This window comes from Bacillus sp. FSL R5-0512 (assembly GCF_038593295.1).
In the GTDB taxonomy this organism is placed as follows: domain Bacteria; phylum Bacillota; class Bacilli; order Bacillales; family Bacillaceae; genus Bacillus; species Bacillus safensis.
Genome location: NZ_CP151982.1, coordinates 1,489,156 through 1,506,459, shown reverse-complemented (window position 1 = coordinate 1,506,459; position 17,304 = coordinate 1,489,156). Strand labels below are relative to the sequence as shown.

Annotated in this window: 19 protein-coding genes; 1 reads left to right on the top strand and 18 read right to left on the bottom strand. The window is 43.0% G+C overall.

Features of this window, described 5'->3' with window-relative positions:
- Positions 1-96 precede the first annotated feature (96 nt).
- From rnc to NSQ25_RS07615, 11 genes are all read right to left on the bottom strand, one after another.
- On the bottom strand, positions 97-840 hold the full coding sequence (gene rnc, locus NSQ25_RS07665) for a ribonuclease III (protein ID WP_034281759.1): 744 nt from the start codon (positions 838-840) through the stop codon (positions 97-99).
- Between the two features lie 181 nt (positions 841-1,021).
- Positions 1,022-1,255, bottom strand: coding sequence for an acyl carrier protein (acpP, locus tag NSQ25_RS07660; protein ID WP_008344853.1), 234 nt, complete (start codon positions 1,253-1,255; stop codon positions 1,022-1,024).
- Between the two features lie 81 nt (positions 1,256-1,336).
- Complete coding sequence (gene fabG, locus NSQ25_RS07655; RefSeq protein ID WP_024424196.1) at positions 1,337-2,080, bottom strand: 3-oxoacyl-[acyl-carrier-protein] reductase; 744 nt, start codon at positions 2,078-2,080, stop codon at positions 1,337-1,339.
- Positions 2,080-3,024, bottom strand: a complete 945-nt coding sequence (fabD, locus tag NSQ25_RS07650) for an ACP S-malonyltransferase (RefSeq protein ID WP_214755217.1) — start codon at positions 3,022-3,024, stop codon at positions 2,080-2,082. Before fabD ends, fabG begins: the two co-directional genes overlap by 1 nt.
- Before the next feature lie 15 nt (positions 3,025-3,039).
- Positions 3,040-4,038, bottom strand: a complete 999-nt coding sequence (gene plsX / locus NSQ25_RS07645) for a phosphate acyltransferase PlsX (protein ID WP_034281756.1) — start codon at positions 4,036-4,038, stop codon at positions 3,040-3,042.
- A 15-nt stretch (positions 4,039-4,053) separates the two neighbouring features.
- A complete protein-coding gene (gene fapR, locus NSQ25_RS07640; RefSeq protein ID WP_024424199.1) occupies positions 4,054-4,620 on the bottom strand; it encodes a transcription factor FapR in 567 nt (188 codons plus the stop codon).
- A 112-nt stretch (positions 4,621-4,732) separates the two neighbouring features.
- On the bottom strand, positions 4,733-6,781 hold the full coding sequence (gene recG / locus NSQ25_RS07635; protein WP_070325811.1) for an ATP-dependent DNA helicase RecG: 2,049 nt from the start codon (positions 6,779-6,781) through the stop codon (positions 4,733-4,735).
- Complete coding sequence (gene sdaAA, locus NSQ25_RS07630) at positions 6,759-7,661, bottom strand: L-serine ammonia-lyase, iron-sulfur-dependent, subunit alpha (protein WP_024424200.1); 903 nt, start codon at positions 7,659-7,661, stop codon at positions 6,759-6,761. Before sdaAA ends, recG begins: the two co-directional genes overlap by 23 nt.
- A 20-nt stretch (positions 7,662-7,681) precedes the next feature.
- Complete coding sequence (gene sdaAB / locus NSQ25_RS07625) at positions 7,682-8,344, bottom strand: L-serine ammonia-lyase, iron-sulfur-dependent subunit beta (RefSeq protein ID WP_024424201.1); 663 nt, start codon at positions 8,342-8,344, stop codon at positions 7,682-7,684.
- A gap of 148 nt (positions 8,345-8,492) precedes the next feature.
- The gene (locus tag NSQ25_RS07620) at positions 8,493-10,166 is read right to left on the bottom strand and encodes a DAK2 domain-containing protein (protein WP_070325810.1); all 1,674 of its coding nucleotides are present in this window, start codon (positions 10,164-10,166) and stop codon (positions 8,493-8,495) included.
- Between the two features lie 15 nt (positions 10,167-10,181).
- A complete protein-coding gene (locus NSQ25_RS07615) occupies positions 10,182-10,544 on the bottom strand; it encodes an Asp23/Gls24 family envelope stress response protein (protein ID WP_008344871.1) in 363 nt (120 codons plus the stop codon).
- Between the two features lie 271 nt (positions 10,545-10,815).
- Between NSQ25_RS07615 and rpmB the strand changes: the two genes are divergently transcribed.
- Positions 10,816-11,004: a 50S ribosomal protein L28 gene (gene rpmB / locus NSQ25_RS07610; RefSeq protein WP_003212514.1), complete on the top strand. Its 189-nt coding sequence runs from the start codon at positions 10,816-10,818 to the stop codon at positions 11,002-11,004.
- Positions 11,005-11,076: 72 nt separating this feature from the next.
- Here rpmB and spoVM read toward each other — a convergent pair whose 3' ends face one another.
- From spoVM to rlmN, 7 genes are all read right to left on the bottom strand, one after another.
- Complete coding sequence (spoVM, locus tag NSQ25_RS07605; protein ID WP_008354550.1) at positions 11,077-11,157, bottom strand: stage V sporulation protein SpoVM; 81 nt, start codon at positions 11,155-11,157, stop codon at positions 11,077-11,079.
- A gap of 71 nt (positions 11,158-11,228) precedes the next feature.
- Complete coding sequence (locus NSQ25_RS07600; protein ID WP_070325809.1) at positions 11,229-11,873, bottom strand: thiamine diphosphokinase; 645 nt, start codon at positions 11,871-11,873, stop codon at positions 11,229-11,231.
- Positions 11,874-11,933: 60 nt separating this feature from the next.
- Positions 11,934-12,584, bottom strand: a complete 651-nt coding sequence (gene rpe / locus NSQ25_RS07595) for a ribulose-phosphate 3-epimerase (protein ID WP_070325808.1) — start codon at positions 12,582-12,584, stop codon at positions 11,934-11,936.
- 3 nt (positions 12,585-12,587) lie between these two features.
- Positions 12,588-13,484, bottom strand: a complete 897-nt coding sequence (gene rsgA, locus NSQ25_RS07590) for a ribosome small subunit-dependent GTPase A (RefSeq protein ID WP_120207068.1) — start codon at positions 13,482-13,484, stop codon at positions 12,588-12,590.
- Between the two features lie 12 nt (positions 13,485-13,496).
- Complete coding sequence (pknB, locus tag NSQ25_RS07585) at positions 13,497-15,452, bottom strand: Stk1 family PASTA domain-containing Ser/Thr kinase (RefSeq protein WP_081124366.1); 1,956 nt, start codon at positions 15,450-15,452, stop codon at positions 13,497-13,499.
- Entirely contained in the window at positions 15,446-16,216 is a 771-nt protein-coding gene (locus NSQ25_RS07580) for a Stp1/IreP family PP2C-type Ser/Thr phosphatase (RefSeq protein ID WP_034281746.1), read from the bottom strand. Before NSQ25_RS07580 ends, pknB begins: the two co-directional genes overlap by 7 nt.
- A gap of 3 nt (positions 16,217-16,219) precedes the next feature.
- Positions 16,220-17,302, bottom strand: coding sequence for a 23S rRNA (adenine(2503)-C(2))-methyltransferase RlmN (gene rlmN, locus NSQ25_RS07575; protein WP_111290877.1), 1,083 nt, complete (start codon positions 17,300-17,302; stop codon positions 16,220-16,222).
- Positions 17,303-17,304: the final 2 nt, after the last annotated feature.

Genomic DNA, 17,304 nt, shown 5'->3' with positions numbered 1-17,304 from the left:
CCTCCTTATGTATTTAAAGTACTATCATCTTACCATATGAAGTGAAAAAAGATGATGGAAAACAGAGTGAAATCCCCCTGAATAACGAGGGGGATTTTATTGGTTCATATGATGTTTCTGCAATTTAGCAAGTGCTTCCTGTGCAGCGTGCTGTTCTGCTTCTTTTTTAGAGCGTCCATTTCCAATTCCGAGCACTTCACCTCGAAGGGATACATTTGCTTCAAATTCCCGGTTATGTGCAGGCCCTTTTTCATGCAGGATACGGTATTCAAGCACACCTTTTCCATCGCGCTGCACAAATTCTTGCAGCTGGCTTTTAAAGTCCATGACGTGCGAGAATGCTCCATCGTTAATTTTCGGATAGACGTACGCTTCTAGGAAACGTTCAACTGGCTCAAGCCCCTGATCTAAATAAAGTGCGCCGATAAACGCCTCGAATACGTCCGCTAAAAGTGCTGGGCGTTTTCTGCCGCCTGTCATTTCTTCGCCTTTTCCTAAAAGTACAAGGTCTCCGAAGGACAGCTCATGCGCTAGTGATACAAGTGACGGTTCACATACGATCGCCGCTCTTAGTTTCGTTAAATCTCCCTCGCTCATCGCTGGATATTTTGCAAATAAAAATTGAGAGATGGTCAATTCTAAAACAGCATCTCCTAAAAATTCAAGTCTTTCATTATCCTCGTATGGCTTTTTCCGGTGTTCATTCACATAAGAGGAATGGGTAAAGGCTTGATATAGAAGCTTTTCATTTTTAAATTGTACAGAAATGCGCTGCTGGAATTCTCTAAATTGCTCTAGTTTTTTGCTCTGTTTCTGTTTGTCTTTATATTGTTTTGGCATAGCAACCTCCAGGTAGGCGTAATCGCCTTTAAGGATACTGATTATATGGAGTCTCTCTTTCTACATGCAGGGAAACATTGCTCCCAGCATCTGAAAAAGGCTGACAATTGATCAGCTGAATGTGATGAAACTAACATAAATTTTCAAAGTCCCGTCAAAAGTAGACGGGACTTTGTTACACTTATTGCTGGTTATTTATGTAGTTCACAGCGTCACCGACTGTTGCAATTTTTTCAGCATCTTCGTCAGAAATTTCCATATCGAACTCATCTTCAAGTTCCATAACTAGCTCAACTACATCAAGGGAATCAGCGCCTAAATCTTCTTTAAATGAAGCTTCCATTTTCACGTCAGCCTCATCAACGCCAAGGCGGTCTACAATAATTTTTGATACACGCTCTAATACGTCTGCCATTGCCTTTCACCTCCCCTCAAAGTATTATAGTTGAATTGTTTTTAAAAAACTAGAGAAAACCTAATGAAATTTTGATATTTCTTAGGACATGACCATTCCGCCATCTACTTGGATGGTTTGGCCTGTAATATAACCTGCTCCTTCTGAAGCTAAAAAGACAACGACGTTGCTAATATCTTCAGGTGCACCAAAGCGTGCGAGCGGAATTTGTTTGAGCATTTCCGTCTGTACATTTTCATCAAGCTTGTCTGTCATATCTGTTGAAATAAAGCCTGGTGCTACTGCATTAACTGTAATGTGACGAGTTGCCAGCTCTTTTGCTGTTGTTTTCGTTAATCCGATGACGCCAGCTTTTGCTGCAACATAGTTTGCTTGTCCAGGGTTACCACACACACCAACGACTGAAGCCAAATTGATAATTCTTCCGCTTCTTTGCTTCATCATTTGACGTGTCACGGCTTTTGTACAGTTAAAGACACCTTTTAAGTTTATGTTAATGACATCATCCCATTCATTCTCTTTCATTCTCATGAGCAGGTTGTCCTTTGTGATCCCTGCATTATTCACAAGAATGTCAATTGAACCAAAGGTATCAATTGCTTGTTTCATCATGGCTTGTACTTCTTCAGCATTTGAGACATCAGCTTTCACAGCAAATGCCTGCTGGCCGAGTGCTTTGATTTCATCTACGACTTCATTTGCTTTTGCTTCGTTTCCAGAATAGTTCACGACAACATTTGCACCACTTTTCGCTAAATCAATCGCGATGGATCGGCCAATCCCGCGTGATGCTCCTGTTACCACTGCTGTTTTATTTGTAAGCATCAAGAATCCCCCTTCAATGTTTGAATGGCTGCTTCAATTGTTTCTTGATCTGAAACGGAAATCGTCGTCAGGCGGCGATTCACTTTTTTCACAAGACCTGAAAGCACTTTGCCAGGACCAATTTCAATAAATGTTGTGACGCCTAAATCAATAAGGCGTTCCACACTTTCTTCAAAACGAACTGGAGAATACAGTTGTTCAATGAGCTTTGTCTCAATTTCATCACGAGAAGTCACGATGTCTGCTGTTACGTTTGAGATGACCGGAGTTTTCGCATCCGCAATATCCAGCTTTGACAAAACATCTGTAAATTTTTCAGCGGCTGGTTTCATTAATGCAGAATGGAAAGGTCCGCTTACTTCAAGGGCAATTGCACGTTTTGCGCCTTTTTCTTTCGCTTTCTCTGAAGCAAGTTCTACTCCTTTTGCTGTACCAGAGATCACGATTTGACCAGGACAGTTTAAGTTAGCGAGCTCTACAAGGTGACCACTCTCTGTCACTTCTTTTGTCACTTCTTCAAGTGCCGCTTTGTCTAAGCCAAGAATTGCTGCCATGGCGCCTTCTCCTGCTGGAACAGCTTCATTCATTAATTCTCCGCGCTTTCTGACTGCATAAACAGCATCTTTAAACGAAAGTGCGCCTGCTGCAACGAGGGCCGTGTATTCACCAAGACTGTGTCCTGCTGTATAATCTGCTTTGATTCCGCTCTCTTCAAATTTCTTTAAGATGGCGATACTTGTCGTTAAAAGAGCTGGCTGCGCGTTAAAGGTGAGCGTCAGTTCTTCTGCATCCCCTTCAAAAATCAGAGAAGATAAGTCAAACCCGAGGGTCTTGTCTGCTTCTTCAAAAACAGCTTTAGATACTGCTTCTTGGTCAAATAAATCTTTTCCCATGCCAATTTTTTGAGAGCCTTGGCCAGGGAATAAAAATGCAATTTTAGTCATGCTGCTTTACCTCCATTAAGACTCATTCGTTGTTTCTTTTTGGACTTCTTGATGAATGATGGCTGAAACGTCTTTTTCTACGATATCACGTGCCTGACGAATTGCATGGAAAATGGCATTTTCGTCAGAGGAGCCGTGCGCTTTAATGACAGGTGCCTTTAAACCAAATAAAGCGGCACCGCCATATTCGGAGTAATCCATTTTAGATTTCATCTGCATTAATTTCGGCTTCATCATGCCTGCTGCTATTTTTGCTGTAAAACTGGATGTTAATGTTTCTTTCAGCATTTTAAAGACAGAAAGGGCTGTGCCCTCAATCGTTTTAAGCGCAATATTTCCAGTGAAACCATCTGTGACAACAACGTCAGCAACACCTTCTAATAAGTCACGAGACTCTACATTTCCTACGAAATTCAAGTCTGATGCTTTTAATAATTCAAAGGTTTTTTTCGTTAAATCGTTGCCTTTTTTATCTTCTGTTCCTACATTTAACAGTCCAACACGCGGATTGCTCTTTGGGAAGACACGCTCTGCGTAGATTGATCCCATCATGGCATATTGCACGAGATGTTCTGGTTTAGCATCAACGTTGGCACCAACATCTAGTAACAAGAAGCCGCTGCCATCCAGTGTTGGCAAAGTTGGGGCAAGTGCCGGTCTGTCAATACCGTCAATTCTGCCTACGATAAACAGTCCAGCTGTCATGAGGGCGCCAGTATTTCCTGCTGAGATGCAGGCATCTGCTCGTCCCTCAGATACTTCCTGCGCCATTTTCACCATAGATGAATCCTTTTTACGTCTAACTGCACGCACTGGTTCATCCGTCGGTTCAATCACTTCTTTTGCATCTAAGATCGTGATGCGGTCATTGTTTGTTATGTATGGTTTGATTTTGTTTTCATCGCCGACAAGTGTAATCTCGATATCTGAAAATGCTGTTAAGCTTTTTTGCACACCGTCAATAATGGCTTTAGGGGCATGATCTCCCCCCATTGCATCGACTGCAATTCTCATATTACGTGCCACCTTTTACTTTTGTTTTGAGCGATACATGACGAAGTCACCTGAAAAGACAACTTCCTCACCAACATAGCTGTTTACTTCAACTACGGTTCTTCCTTTTTCTTTATCATGTGAGGCTACTTTGGCTTTAGAGACGACTCTTTCGCCTTGTTTCACCTGCCTTGTAAACCTGATATTCGCTTTTGCTGTCAAAGCCAGTTCATCGTCGATGACGGCAACTGCCAGCGAATTTGCCTGGGCGAAGAGATGATGTCCCCTGGCAATTTGGTTTCGGCTGAATACATGCTCTTTTCTCACTTCTAAAATGGAAATGGCTTGGTCATCAAGTTCTACATCAATCATTTCTCCAATCACTTCATCCAGTGGAAGTGACTTTACTTCATCCTCTAATGTCTTTTCGGCCACATGCTTAATTCTTTCGCGTAATTCAGGGATCGACAGCTCTAAACGATCAAGACGAACCGTTTGTATGCTGACACCGAATTTACTTGCCAATTCTTCATCAGTAATGAATGGAGTCGAGCTGATCGTTTGCTGGAGAAGCTTTTGACGTTCTTTTTTATTTAGTTTCATATGCAGACACCATCCGTACATTTATGACTAGGTACTAATAGTAGTATATAATCTCATAGATGATAAATCAATCCTTGTTTCAAAAAGACAAGAAAATTCCTCCAGCATTTGATCAGCTTAATTTATCTCCTCCCAGCACACCGCTGTCTATCAGCGTTTGCCGGAGTTCTTTGTATTCGGGATCAGTCCAAAAGGCGTCCGATTGGACAAGGTCAGCTGCATCTTTTCTAGCCGTTTCCAGCGCTCTATAGTCGTGAACCATATCTGCTACCTTAAATTCAGGCATCCCGCTTTGTTTTTTACCGAAGAAATCGCCGGGTCCTCTTAGTTCTAAGTCCTTTTCGGACAGCTCAAAGCCATCAGTTGTTTCGGACATGATCCGCATCCGCTCTTTCCCCGTTTCGGATTTTGGATCAGCCATTAAAATACAAAATGATTGATGCTCTCCTCGTCCGACCCGGCCTCTTAGCTGATGAAGCTGAGACAGTCCGAAGCGGTCTGCATCATAAATGACCATGATGGTTGCATTCGGTACGTTGACCCCGACTTCAACAACTGTGGTTGAAACAAGAATTTGTACTTCATTTGCGGTAAAGGCTCTCATGACCTGATCTTTTTCATCACTCGCCAGCTTCCCATGCATTAAGCCAATCGACCACTTGCCGCGGTATGCCTCAGTGAGCATGCTATGGACATCAAGCGCATTTTGGACATCCAGCTTGTCTGATTCTTCAATGAGCGGACAAATAATATATGCCTGTCTGCCTTTTCTCAGCTCTTTATCCACAAAAGCAAGAATTCTCTCAAGCATGTCATGCTTCACCCAATACGTTTCAATTTGTTTTCTGCCAGCTGGCAATTCATCAATGACGGAGACGTCCATTTCTCCAAAGACAGTAATCGCAAGTGTTCGCGGAATAGGTGTGGCCGTCATAAACAAGACATCTGGGTCCTGCCCCTTGCTTCTTAGTTTTTTCCGCTGCTCTACGCCAAACCGGTGCTGCTCATCTGTGATGACAAGGCCGAGCTGCTGAAATTCGACTTCGTCTTGAATGAGTGCGTGCGTGCCGACTAATATGTCAATCTCGCCTTCTTTTAAACGTTCAAGCAATTCTCTGCGTCGCTTTCCTTTCACAGAGCTTGTCAAAAGGGCAATATTCAGCCCCCATTTTTCAAACAGCTGGTAAAGTGAATCGGCATGCTGTTCTGCCAAAATTTCTGTTGGGACCATTAATGCACCTTGAAAACCTGATAAATGAGCGGCATAAAGCGCAATGGCCGCAACAGCTGTTTTCCCTGAACCTACATCTCCTTGGAGCAGCCGGTTCATTCGATATGGAGACACCATGTCCGACATGATTTCATCAAGCACTCTTGATTGTGCCTTCGTCAGCGGAAATGGCAGGCTGTTAACAAACTCAAAAACAGCCTCTTTGGAAAACGGATGCTGGATGCCTGATGTTCTCTCTCGTTCTTTCTTTCTAATCGCCTGCATCTTCAGCTGAAAGATGAGAAATTCCTCGTACACAAAACGGCGTCTTGCTTGCTTGAGCGAGTCTCTTGTTTCTGGGAGATGAATGGTTTTTAATGCTTCCTGATAGGACATGAGTTTATAGGCAGAGACAAGCTGCTTTGGCAATGGATCTTCAGCTTTGTCTGCATAAAGTGACAAGGCTTGCTTTACAAAGCGCCTCATCATTTTCACGGTCACATTTTCTTTTACTGAATAAACGGGCTCTATACTGCCATCTTGCTCGTGCGTCCCTTTTTTAAATTCCTGCACCATGATAGATTGACGGTTTTTATCCCATTTTCCTGTGACGGAAACTGTATCACCTAACACAAGGCTTCGTTTTAAATACGGGCGATTGAAACAAATCGCCGTAATGAGAAAACGTCCGACAAGCAGCCTGAATGTCAGCCTGCTTCGTTTTTTGCCATAATAGGTGAGAACGGGCTCACTATGTACTTTCCCTTCAACTGTGACACGTTCGTCATGCCTTACTTCTTCTAAGTTACGAAGCTCATAGTCGTCATATCGATAAGGAAAGTAGCCGAGTAAATCGGCTACTGTGTAGATTCCAAGTTCATTGAGTGTTTTTTCGGTTTCCTCTCCAATCCCTTTCAGGACAGAGACATTATCTTGCAGTTTCTGTATCACGAGATGAGGTCACACCTCCGAAAATCTTCTTTTCAAGCTCTCTTGCTGTCGGTGTCGCTGCGAGACCGCCTTGGGCTGTTTCGCGAAGAGCCGTTGGCATCGTTTGACCGATTTTGTACATCGCATCAATGACTTCATCACATGGAATGCGGCTTGTGATGCCGGCAAGAGCCATGTCTGCTGCAATCATAGCGTTAGATGCACCCATTGCATTTCGTTTCACGCAAGGTACCTCGACAAGTCCCGCTACAGGATCACAAACAAGTCCAAGCATATTTTTCAGTGTAATCGCCATCGCTTCTGCAGATTGCTGCGGTGTCCCGCCTGCCATCTCAACAATAGCTGCTGCCGCCATCCCTGATGCAGAACCTACCTCTGCCTGACAGCCGCCTGCTGCACCGGAAATGCTGGCGTTATTCGCCACAACAAAACCAAATGCGCCAGAAGTAAATAGGAATCTGACCATTTGTTCCTTTGTTGGCTTTAATGTTTCTTTTACTGCAAATAACGTACCTGGTACAACACCTGCAGAGCCTGCTGTAGGCGTGGCACAAATGGTTCCCATTGCGGCATTGACTTCATTTGTTGCAACTGCTTTACTGACAGCATCTAATATCGTATGACCAGACAGCGTTTTGCCTGATGCGATATAGGCTTGAAGTTTGACTGCATCTCCGCCTGTTAAGCCTGATAATGATTTCACACCCTTCAGCCCGTTTTCAACGGCCTGCTCCATCACTTCTAGGTTGCGGTACATCTGGGAGAAAATTTCCTCACGTGACTTCCCTGTCACTTCCATTTCTTGCACAATCATAATTTCTGAAATGGAGGTATTCCGTTCTTCTGTTAGCTGCACGAGTTCTTTGACGTTTTTAAACATCATTCATAACCTCCTTGTTGTTACTCTGCAATTTGTGTGACTTGAATAATGTTTGGCAGCGTTTCTAGCTCTGATAGGACAGCTGGGTCAATATTTTGATCTACTTCAATCGTCATCAGTGCCTCTTGCCCGACATCTTTACGCGCCACTTCCATATGACCGATGTTGATGGCGAATTTCGCTAAGACATTGGCAACTGCCGCAATCGTCCCGTAGCGATCGTTATGAACCACAAGAATGGCAGGATGATTCCCTGAGAGCCTGAGCTCAAAGCCATTTAATTCTGTGATTTCAATTTTACCTCCGCCGATGGAAATCCCGATTAGTTCAAGGCTTCCGTTCGCATCTGAAATCTCTACTTTTGCTGTATTCGGATGCGCCGGCACCGCCTCTTCTTCTTTAAATTCAATGTCAATCTCTTTGCTTTTTGCAATATCAATCGCTGTTTTGATTCGTTCATCAAATGTATCAAAGTCAAGAACACCGCCGATAATGGCGACATCTGTACCGTGTCCTTTATACGTATCTTTAAAAGAACCATAAAATGAAACGACAATTCGTTTCGGTTCTCTTCCAAATAAGCTGCGGGCTACTCTCCCTATACGAGCCGCACCCGCTGTGTGCGAACTTGATGGCCCAATCATGACAGGTCCAATAATATCAAACACACTTCTAAATTTCATAGGTCTTCCCCTCTCATCACCACTCGCGTATGGTTTGGTTCTTTCTTTAGACTAATGGATTCATTCGTTTCCCGCAACTCATTTCACCGTGGAATGGCTAGTAAAAAATTGCAAAAGAAGAAGAAGGGCTTTATTTGCCCTTCTTTCGTTATTCAACCGCTAAAATATATGAATAAAGCGGCTGTTTTCCATCGTGGACTTCAACTTCTACATCTTCAAATGTTTCTTCAATAAAGGCTTGTAACGCATCCAGCTCATCAGATGATGCATCTTCTCCTTTAATGATGGTGACAATCTCATCATCTTCTGTCACCATTTTGGCGAGAAGTTCTTTTGCTGCATCTAATTGATTTTTCGCTGTTAACGTGATTTTTCCGTTGAACAGACCCATATAGTCACCTCTCGCAATGTCGATTCCATCAATTTGAGTATCTCTCACTGCAAAGGTAATCTGCCCGCTTTTCACATGGTCAATCGCTTCTAGCATCGCTCTTTCATTGTCTTCATTTGAAGCTGCTTCATTGAGAGAAAGAAGTGCCGACATTCCTTGAGGAACGGTCTTCGTCGGAATGACAACGACCTCACAGCTTGAGACAGTTGCCGCCTGTTTAGCTGCCATGACAATATTAGAATTATTAGGTAAGATAAAGACGGTTTCGGCATGTACGCTTTCTATTGCTGTGACAATGTCTTCTGTGCTCGGATTCATCGTCTGCCCGCCTTCAATGACGACGGAAGCTCCGATGCTTTTGAACAAGTCAGCAATTCCTTCTCCCATTGCGACACTGACCACGCCAAAGCGCTGTTTTTCAGCAGCAGGTGCTTTTGGTGCAGCAGGCACATGTTCTCTTTCTTCGTTCACAATTGAGCTATGCTGCTCTCTCATGTTCTCTATTTTCATATTAATTAAGCTGCCGTAGCGCTGTGCATAGGATAAGACATCTCCTGGCTGCTCTGCATGAATATGAACTTTCGCCAGTGTATCGTCAGACACCACAAGAAGTGAATCTCCGAATTCGCTTAAGTCTTCTCTGAAGGCATTCTCATCAAAGGACTGTTTGTCTTCTTCAAATTTCACCATAAATTCAGTACAGTAGCCAAATTCGATATCTTCTGTGTTCATATGGCTTTGTGCACTTTTATGATGCTCTGCACTAACGAGTTCTTTTAGCGTAGGTAAAGAAGCCGATTTAGGAGGAAGCTCTTCACCTCTTAATGAAGCAAGGAAACCTTCATATACGCATAGAAGTCCTTTACCTCCACTATCGACAACACCCACTTCTTTTAAGACAGGAAGCAGATCTGGCGTTCGATCAAGTGATGCTCTTGCTTCCTCAATCGTTAACTCTAGAACGCGGTCAATTTGATCCTCTGCTGCCGAAACAGCAACCGCTTTCTTTGCTGCATCCTTTGCAACTGTTAAGATCGTTCCTTCAATCGGTTTCATCACGGCTTTATATGCTGTATCAACACCCGCCTGTAAGGCAAGAGCAAATTCTTTTGCATCAATTGTTTCTTTTTGTTCAATATGTTTACTGAAACCTCTAAAGAGCTGTGACAGGATCACGCCAGAGTTTCCTCTTGCGCCCATCAATAACCCTTTTGACAGGGCCACGCCGACCTTCCCAATATGATCGGTGTTTGTTTCTTCAACTGCTTTTGCCCCTGAAGTCATCGACAAATTCATATTTGTCCCCGTGTCTCCATCTGGCACTGGAAAAACATTTAACGCATCCACAATTTGTGCGTTTTGAGAAAGATGGTGAGCACCTGCAAGAATCATTTTTGCAAATGAGCGGCCATCAAGATTTCTAATAGACAATATATTTCCTCCTTACTACGGGTTCGTAACTTTTACTCCTTGTACATAAATGTTGACCGAGTCAACAGAAAGTCCAATTGTGTGATGAATCGTGTATTTGACTTTCGTTTGAACATTATGTGCGACTTCTGATATTTTTGTACCGTAGCTGACGATGATGTACATATCAATATGAATGCGGTCTTCTTTCTGACGCACAAGAACACCCCGGCTGAAGTTCTCTTTGCGGAGAATATCCGTCAAGCCGTCCTTAATTTGGTTTTTGGACGCCATGCCAACAATACCATAGCAATCGATCGCAGCGCCTCCTGCCACCATTGCAATGACTTCATTTGATATATCAATTTGTCCGTATTTCGTTCTAAGTTCAATGGACACATTGGTTCCCCCTTTTTGAGAAATTGCCCTGAGTTATCACTATTTTACTATAAGACCCTTCTTTTTAAAAGAAATCATTCAATCCGACCCAATCCTACTTATACTATAGCCTCGATTTTTTATCAAGATGTCAAGGTATTTTTCTTGAAAGAGGAGTAAACAATCCTTGCAAACCCCTTGAAGCTGTGGTAAATTATTAAAGTATCTTGAGGCATCTCTAAGTACGTATATGAAGAATATGATGATGTTTTCGCAGTTAGGAGGGAAACAAATGGCACGTAAATGCGTTATTACAGGCAGAAAAACAAAAGCTGGGAACAACCGTTCTCACGCAATGAACTCTACAAAACGTACATGGGGCGCGAACCTTCAAAAAGTTCGTATTCTAGTGGACGGTAAGCCTAAAAGAGTATATGTATCAGCTCGAGCTTTGAAATCTGGTAAAGTTGAGCGTGTATAAGCAAGAAGAGTAAACGCCTGCTACAATAAACTGTAGCAGGCGTTTTTATGTGGAAATAAAGGAGATTACTCATTAATCTTTTTTAAATGAACCAAGCATCGCACGGACAATGCCGCCAAGAAATCTAGGCAGTTTGATTGTATAAAATTTCATTTTGTCCCCCTCCTAAAAGTACCGCTTGCAGCACAATTGAGCTTAATCAGCCATCCACATTGATAGGTTGGTCAATCTTTGCTTCTTACCATTATTAATATGCCTTCATGAAAAGAAAAAGTACCATTTGAGTGGATGAGTTCGTTACTAATACATAGTGTGGAACCAGGCTCAATATGACAATTTTTCAGAGGATATTTGAAACCTTTTAATGTCAGCTTTTCAACCGATGTACCAAAGGGCAGAAACGACACATATTTTTTATCAGGGTCTTCTTTTATTTCGTATGTACCAGGTCCAAACATTTGAATGATATTTTGCTTATCTACAAGAGTGATGTTCTGCTTGTGCTGAATGCCTTGATATAGAAGGTGAATATTTCCTAGAAAGTGATCAGCCCTTCCTCCTGTAATGCCGTAAATGTGAATATGCGCAGGGTGCTGGTGCATGGCCCAGTTCAGCGCAAGCTCTAAATCGGTTTCATCTTTTTCAGCCTGAAATACATTCAAGGCAGGCAATTTCTTTTTCAGCTCGCAAAGCTCTTCTTCTGTCACACTGTCAAAATCACCAAAAGCCTTGGCAGGCATGATGCCGTGCTCTAGTAAAAAGAGCGTCCCCCGGTCTACACCGACCCAGAGAATATCGTCCTGTGATGCTTCATGTTCAAGGGGCGGGATGTAATCAAAAGGACCGCCAGCTACGATATGTATGTGCATGATATACGCTCCTCTCCATGTAAAAAGAACCAAAGATCAGAGTGACTTTGGTTCCTTTTTTTACGCTTCTCGAATGGCCTGAATGGCTGCTGCACGGTTGTCTTTACCGTATACCGCTGAGCCGGCCACAAGTAAGTTAGCGCCCGCGTCTTTACAGCTCTTTGCAGTCTCTACATTGACACCGCCGTCTATTTCTATGAGTAAGTCTGATAAGCCCTTTTGTTCGCTAAGGGTCTTCACTTCTTTTACCTTCGTGAGGACAGATGGAATAAACGCCTGTCCGCCAAAACCGGGATTTACCGTCATGAATAAGACAAGGTCTACGTCCTCTAATACATGCTCAATCTGAGAAACAGGTGTGTGCGGGTTCAAGACGACACCTGCTTTTACACCTTGTTCCTTTATGTGCTGTATCGTTCTGTGCAAGTGCGGACAAGCTTCTACATGGACAGAAATAATGTCAGCACCTGCTTTTGCGAATGCAGGAATATACCGGTCTGGCTGCTCAATCATTAAGTGAACATCGAGCGGCAGCTTTGTATGCGGTCTGATTGCTTCCACAACATTCGGCCCAAATGTAATATTCGGTACAAAATGGCCGTCCATCACGTCGATATGAATGTAATCCGCTCCGCCTTGTTCCACATCACGGATATCTTTCTCCAAATTGGCGAAATCTGCTGATAAAATGGAAGGGGCAATATAAACCATGAGTTAGTACCTCGGCTTTCTGTCTTTGATTTCAGTTAAAAACTCTAAATAATGCTGATAGCGATACGCTCTGATTTGCTCTTGTTCGACCGCGCCTTTTACCGCACAGCCAGGCTCTTTCACGTGCAGACAGCCTCTAAACTTACAATCTGCACTCCGCTCTTTGATTTCTAAAAAGTAAAGGCCTAAATCTTCCGCTTCGATGCCGGTAAATTCGAGCGAGCTAAAGCCAGGTGTATCTGCAATGAGCCCTTCTGCTGTACGAATGAGTTCGACATGTCTTGTCGTATGCTTCCCCCTTCCAAGATGAGAGGAAATATCATTGGTTTTCAGCGCCAAATCAGGACTCATCGCATTTAAAAGAGAGGACTTACCTACACCAGACTGACCGGCAAATACAGTGATTTTATTGTGAAAATGCGGGGTCAGCTTTTCAATTCCGTCTCCCTCGATCGTGGATGTTACATGAACATCATATCCAATTTGCCGATAGTCCTCTGCATAGCCTTGAATACTTTCACGCTCTTCATCTGTTTTCAATAAGTCCACTTTTGTGATACAGATAATCGGCTTAATATCATTTGCTTCCACCAGCACTAGAAATCTGTCTAAAAGCGATGTGCTAAAGGTCGGTTCTGTCGCAGAGAAAACGAGCACCGCTTGATCGACGTTACTAATAGGCGGACGAACAAGTTCGTTTGTCCGCTCTTTTACTTCTAATAAGTAGCCTTCTTTATCGTTGTCCGCTTGATATACAACATAATCTCCAACAAGAGGTGTGATTTTGTTTTTCCGAAAAATACCTCTCGCTCTGCACTGAATCACTTTTCCACTTTCTAGAGACTCATCGAGCACATAATAAAATCCGCTTAATGCTTTAATAATTTTGCCCTCAGGCATAAAGTCCCTCCTTTATTCATCGTCAGGGTATTCGATTGTTTTAGAGCTTACGACCTTATCATCAACTGTCACTTGATAGTATCCTTTTTGACCTGGTTCAATCTTAAATTTAATGGTCCGTTCAGTTGGTGCAGTGATGTTAAAGGTTTCATATGAATCAGAAATGCTATGCTCAGCATCGTCAATGGAAATCTGAACGGTCATTTCTTGCCCTTCAGTTACTGGTTCATACGGGATGGCAATCTTTTCAGTTACCGTTTTAGCCGGTTTTTTCTTCGGTCCAAGTGAGAAGGTGATTTTAACCGTATCACCTGGTTTCACAGCAGTACCAGCTCCTGGTTCCTGCTTCATCACCTCACCTTTTGGCACATCATCAGAATACGCTTCTTTTTCATCAAGCTTTAATCCGTTATCCTCTAAATAATTCGATGCAGCCTGTTTACTATATGTCGTTAAATCCCGCAATGTAATATCGGCAGGACCTATGCTGACCGTCAACGTCACTTCTTCATCTGCTGCCACAAGCTCAGTACTCGCTGAAGGTTTCTGTTCCATGACAATCCCAGATTCGGTGTCATTATCATTTACTTCCTCCACAACAACTTGCTTAAACCCTTTTTTCTCTAATAATTCTTTTGCTTTATCGACCTTTTCACCTGTTACATCAGGTAATTCGGTCTTTTCTTTGCCAGTACTTTGGTAAAGCTGAATCTCGGTTCCTTCTTTTACCTTTGTGCCGATTTTCGGGTCTGTTTTGACGACAAGCCCTTTTTCAATTTTTTCATCAGCAATCTCAATTGGTTCAGAGGCGACGGTAAAACCGGCTTTCTTCAAGGTGTCCTCTGCTTTTTCAATCGTCATGCCAGATACATCAGAGACCTCAACATCTTTTGGAAAGAGCAGTCCGGGAAACACAGTGATAGCTAAAATGGTCGCAGCAGTTAGAATAAACAGGATGGATGCCACAACCCAAGGCCATTTTTTTCGTTTCTTTTTCGGCTTTTGTTTCTCTTTTTTCTTCGGTTTTTTCACCGGATGGACAGCTGTTTTTTCATTGTCTTGATCGACTTGATGATCTTGAATGATTGGGATCGCTTTCGTTGCTTCATGATCCTCTTCAATGACAAAGCGTTTTTCTTTTAGTCTTGAAGGGTCGAAAGCAGTTTGCAGATCTTTTTGCATTTCAGATGCATCTTCATATCGATAAAATGGATCTTTGGCCATTGCCTTTAAAATGATGTTTTCCACGCTTTGTGGAACAGAAGGATTCCACCTTCTTACAGATGGCGGCTCTGATTGCAAATGCTTCAGCGCAACACTGACAGCTGATTCCCCTTCAAATGGCATGCGTCCAGAAATGAGTTCATAGAGCACAATTCCAAGTGAATAGATGTCTGACTTTTTCGTCGCAAGACCTCCGCGGGCTTGCTCTGGAGACAAATAGTGCACGGATCCTAGAACCGAATTTGTGTGGGTGATGGTCGCTGAGCTGAGTGCAATGGCAATCCCAAAATCAGTGACTTTAATATTCCCCATGTTGTCTATTAATATATTGTGAGGCTTAATGTCCCGGTGGACGAGCTGCTTTGCATGGGCTTCTTCCATTGCCGCAACGACTTGCTCCATAATGCGAACGGCTTCTTTCGGATGAAGCGGGCCATTGGCATGTATGTATTCTTTCAGCGTCATCCCCTCGACATATTCCATGACAATATAATAAATGTCATCTTCTTCCCCTACATCGTAGATGCTGACAATATTTGAATGATCTAAACTTGCGGCTGACTGCGCCTCGCGCCGGAAACGTCTAATAAAATCATCATCGCTTGCAAAGTCAAAGCGCAAAATTTTAATCGCGACTTCGCGATCTAAAATCATATCCTCCGCCAAATAAACGTTTGCCATTCCGCCTCCGCCTATGACGCGAAGAATCTGATAACGGCCGCTGATCCGTTTTCCGATCAACACTTGCTGTCACCCTCCTCTGGCTGGGAGGAGATTTCTAACAATACTGCTGTAATGTTATCTTCACCGCCGTTGTCATTCGCTGTTTGGATTAATGCTGTTACTTTTTCATCTGGTGCGGTCGTTTGCGTTAAAATATGAATCAAATTCTCTTCTTCTACTTTATTGGATAAACCATCTGAGCAAAGCAGGATTTGATCTCCTGGGTCTACTTCAAAAGTATGTGCATCAATTTGAACGTGCTTATCTGTTCCTAATGCTTTCGTGAGCACATTTTTTCTTGGATGATATTCTGCATCCTCTTTAGAAATTTCACCTGTTTTCACAAGCTCATTTACAAGTGAATGGTCATCCGTTAGCTGGGTCAGTGCTCCTTCTCTCAGCAAGTAGCAGCGGCTGTCGCCAATATGGGCAATTGTGACCGTTTGCAAATGAACGAGCGCACAAACAATGGTCGTCCCCATTCCTTGGCACTCCTCATTGTTTTTCGCATGTTCATATACTTGATCATTAATGTCACTAATTTTTGAGATTAACCAGCTTTCTTGCTCTGCTGGTTTTGCTGGAATTGAAGATGTTTCTTCCCAGTATTCTTTTAAAGAAGAGACGGCCATCCTGCTGGCGACATCACCAGCAAGATGACCTCCCATTCCATCTGCTACAACAGCTAGAAGGGTGTCTTCTTTTGCTTCAAAAATACCTGCATCATCTTCATTATGCTGACGGACTTTTCCTGTATCGGTTTGAAAGGCTGCCCTTATCAACATTCGTCACCTCGTCTCTTCCTGACGCTCCTTCGCTCTTAGCTGACCGCAAGCAGCATCAATATCATGGCCTTGCTCTCGTCTAATCGTTACGTTTACGCCGCGTTCTTTCAACGTTTTTTCAAATAGGAAGATTTGTTCTCTCGGTGTTCTTACATAATCTCTTTCCGGTACATAGTTCACCGGAATGAGGTTCACGTGGCACTTGATTCCTTTTAATAAGTCTGCAAGCTCTTCTGCATGATGAACTTGATCATTTACTCCGCCAAACAGGCCGTATTCAAAGCTGACACGTCTACCCGTTTTTTGAATGTAGTATTCGATGGCTTCCATTAATTTTGGCAGCTTATATGCCTTATTGATCGGCATCAGACGGCTTCTGATCTCTGTGTTCGGTGCATGCAGGGAGACAGCAAAATTGATTTGCATTTGCTCATCAGCGAATTGATAGATCTTTGGAATGATTCCGCTTGTCGACACTGTAATATGACGCGCGCCAATATTTAAGCCGTTGTCATGGTTGATGATTTTAAGGAAGGCAAGCATTTCGTCAAAGTTATCAAACGGTTCGCCAATTCCCATGATGACAACCGAGCTGACTCTCTCATCTGTTTCGTCAAGTGCCTGCTGCACTTTCAATACTTGAGCAACGATTTCTCCTGCTTCGAGGTTTCGTTTTAACCCGCCAAGTGTAGATGCACAGAATGTACAGCCGATTCGGCAGCCAACCTGAGTTGTGACGCAGACAGAGTTGCCGTATTCGTGGCGCATCAGCACTGTTTCAATCGTATAGCCATCATGTAATTCAAATAAAAACTTGATCGTTCCGTCTTGAGACGTTTGTTTGATCACGGTTTTTAATGTGGTGATCGCAAATTGATCTTTTAATTTCTCTCTTAAATCCTTTGAAAGGTTAGACATATCGTCAAAAGATGTCACACGTTTCTCATAAAGCCACTCGAAAATTTGGGCTGCGCGGAAAGGCTTTTCGCCTTGTTCTTTTAACCATTCTTTCATTTCGTGAAGCTCAAATGAGTAGATCGACGGCATTTCTGTCTTCAGTTCTTTTCTTACTTTTTGTTCTGTCATTT

Coding starts and splice junctions, on each gene's coding strand:
- rnc (WP_034281759.1), bottom strand. CDS start 840: ATGCCAAAACAATATAAAGACAAACAGAAACAGAGCAAAAAACTAGAG.
- acpP (WP_008344853.1), bottom strand. CDS start 1,255: ATGGCAGACGTATTAGAGCGTGTATCAAAAATTATTGTAGACCGCCTT.
- fabG (WP_024424196.1), bottom strand. CDS start 2,080: ATGCTTACAAATAAAACAGCAGTGGTAACAGGAGCATCACGCGGGATT.
- fabD (WP_214755217.1), bottom strand. CDS start 3,024: ATGACTAAAATTGCATTTTTATTCCCTGGCCAAGGCTCTCAAAAAATT.
- plsX (WP_034281756.1), bottom strand. CDS start 4,038: ATGAGAATTGCAGTCGATGCAATGGGGGGAGATCATGCCCCTAAAGCC.
- fapR (WP_024424199.1), bottom strand. CDS start 4,620: ATGAAACTAAATAAAAAAGAACGTCAAAAGCTTCTCCAGCAAACGATC.
- sdaAA (WP_024424200.1), bottom strand. CDS start 7,661: ATGTTTAAAAACGTCAAAGAACTCGTGCAGCTAACAGAAGAACGGAAT.
- sdaAB (WP_024424201.1), bottom strand. CDS start 8,344: ATGAAATTTAGAAGTGTGTTTGATATTATTGGACCTGTCATGATTGGG.
- rpmB (WP_003212514.1), top strand. CDS start 10,816: ATGGCACGTAAATGCGTTATTACAGGCAGAAAAACAAAAGCTGGGAAC.
- spoVM (WP_008354550.1), bottom strand. CDS start 11,157: ATGAAATTTTATACAATCAAACTGCCTAGATTTCTTGGCGGCATTGTC.
- NSQ25_RS07600 (WP_070325809.1), bottom strand. CDS start 11,873: ATGCACATACATATCGTAGCTGGCGGTCCTTTTGATTACATCCCGCCC.
- rpe (WP_070325808.1), bottom strand. CDS start 12,584: ATGGTTTATATTGCCCCTTCCATTTTATCAGCAGATTTCGCCAATTTG.
- rsgA (WP_120207068.1), bottom strand. CDS start 13,484: ATGCCTGAGGGCAAAATTATTAAAGCATTAAGCGGATTTTATTATGTG.
- NSQ25_RS07580 (WP_034281746.1), bottom strand. CDS start 16,216: ATGTTGATAAGGGCAGCCTTTCAAACCGATACAGGAAAAGTCCGTCAG.
- rlmN (WP_111290877.1), bottom strand. CDS start 17,302: ATGACAGAACAAAAAGTAAGAAAAGAACTGAAGACAGAAATGCCGTCG.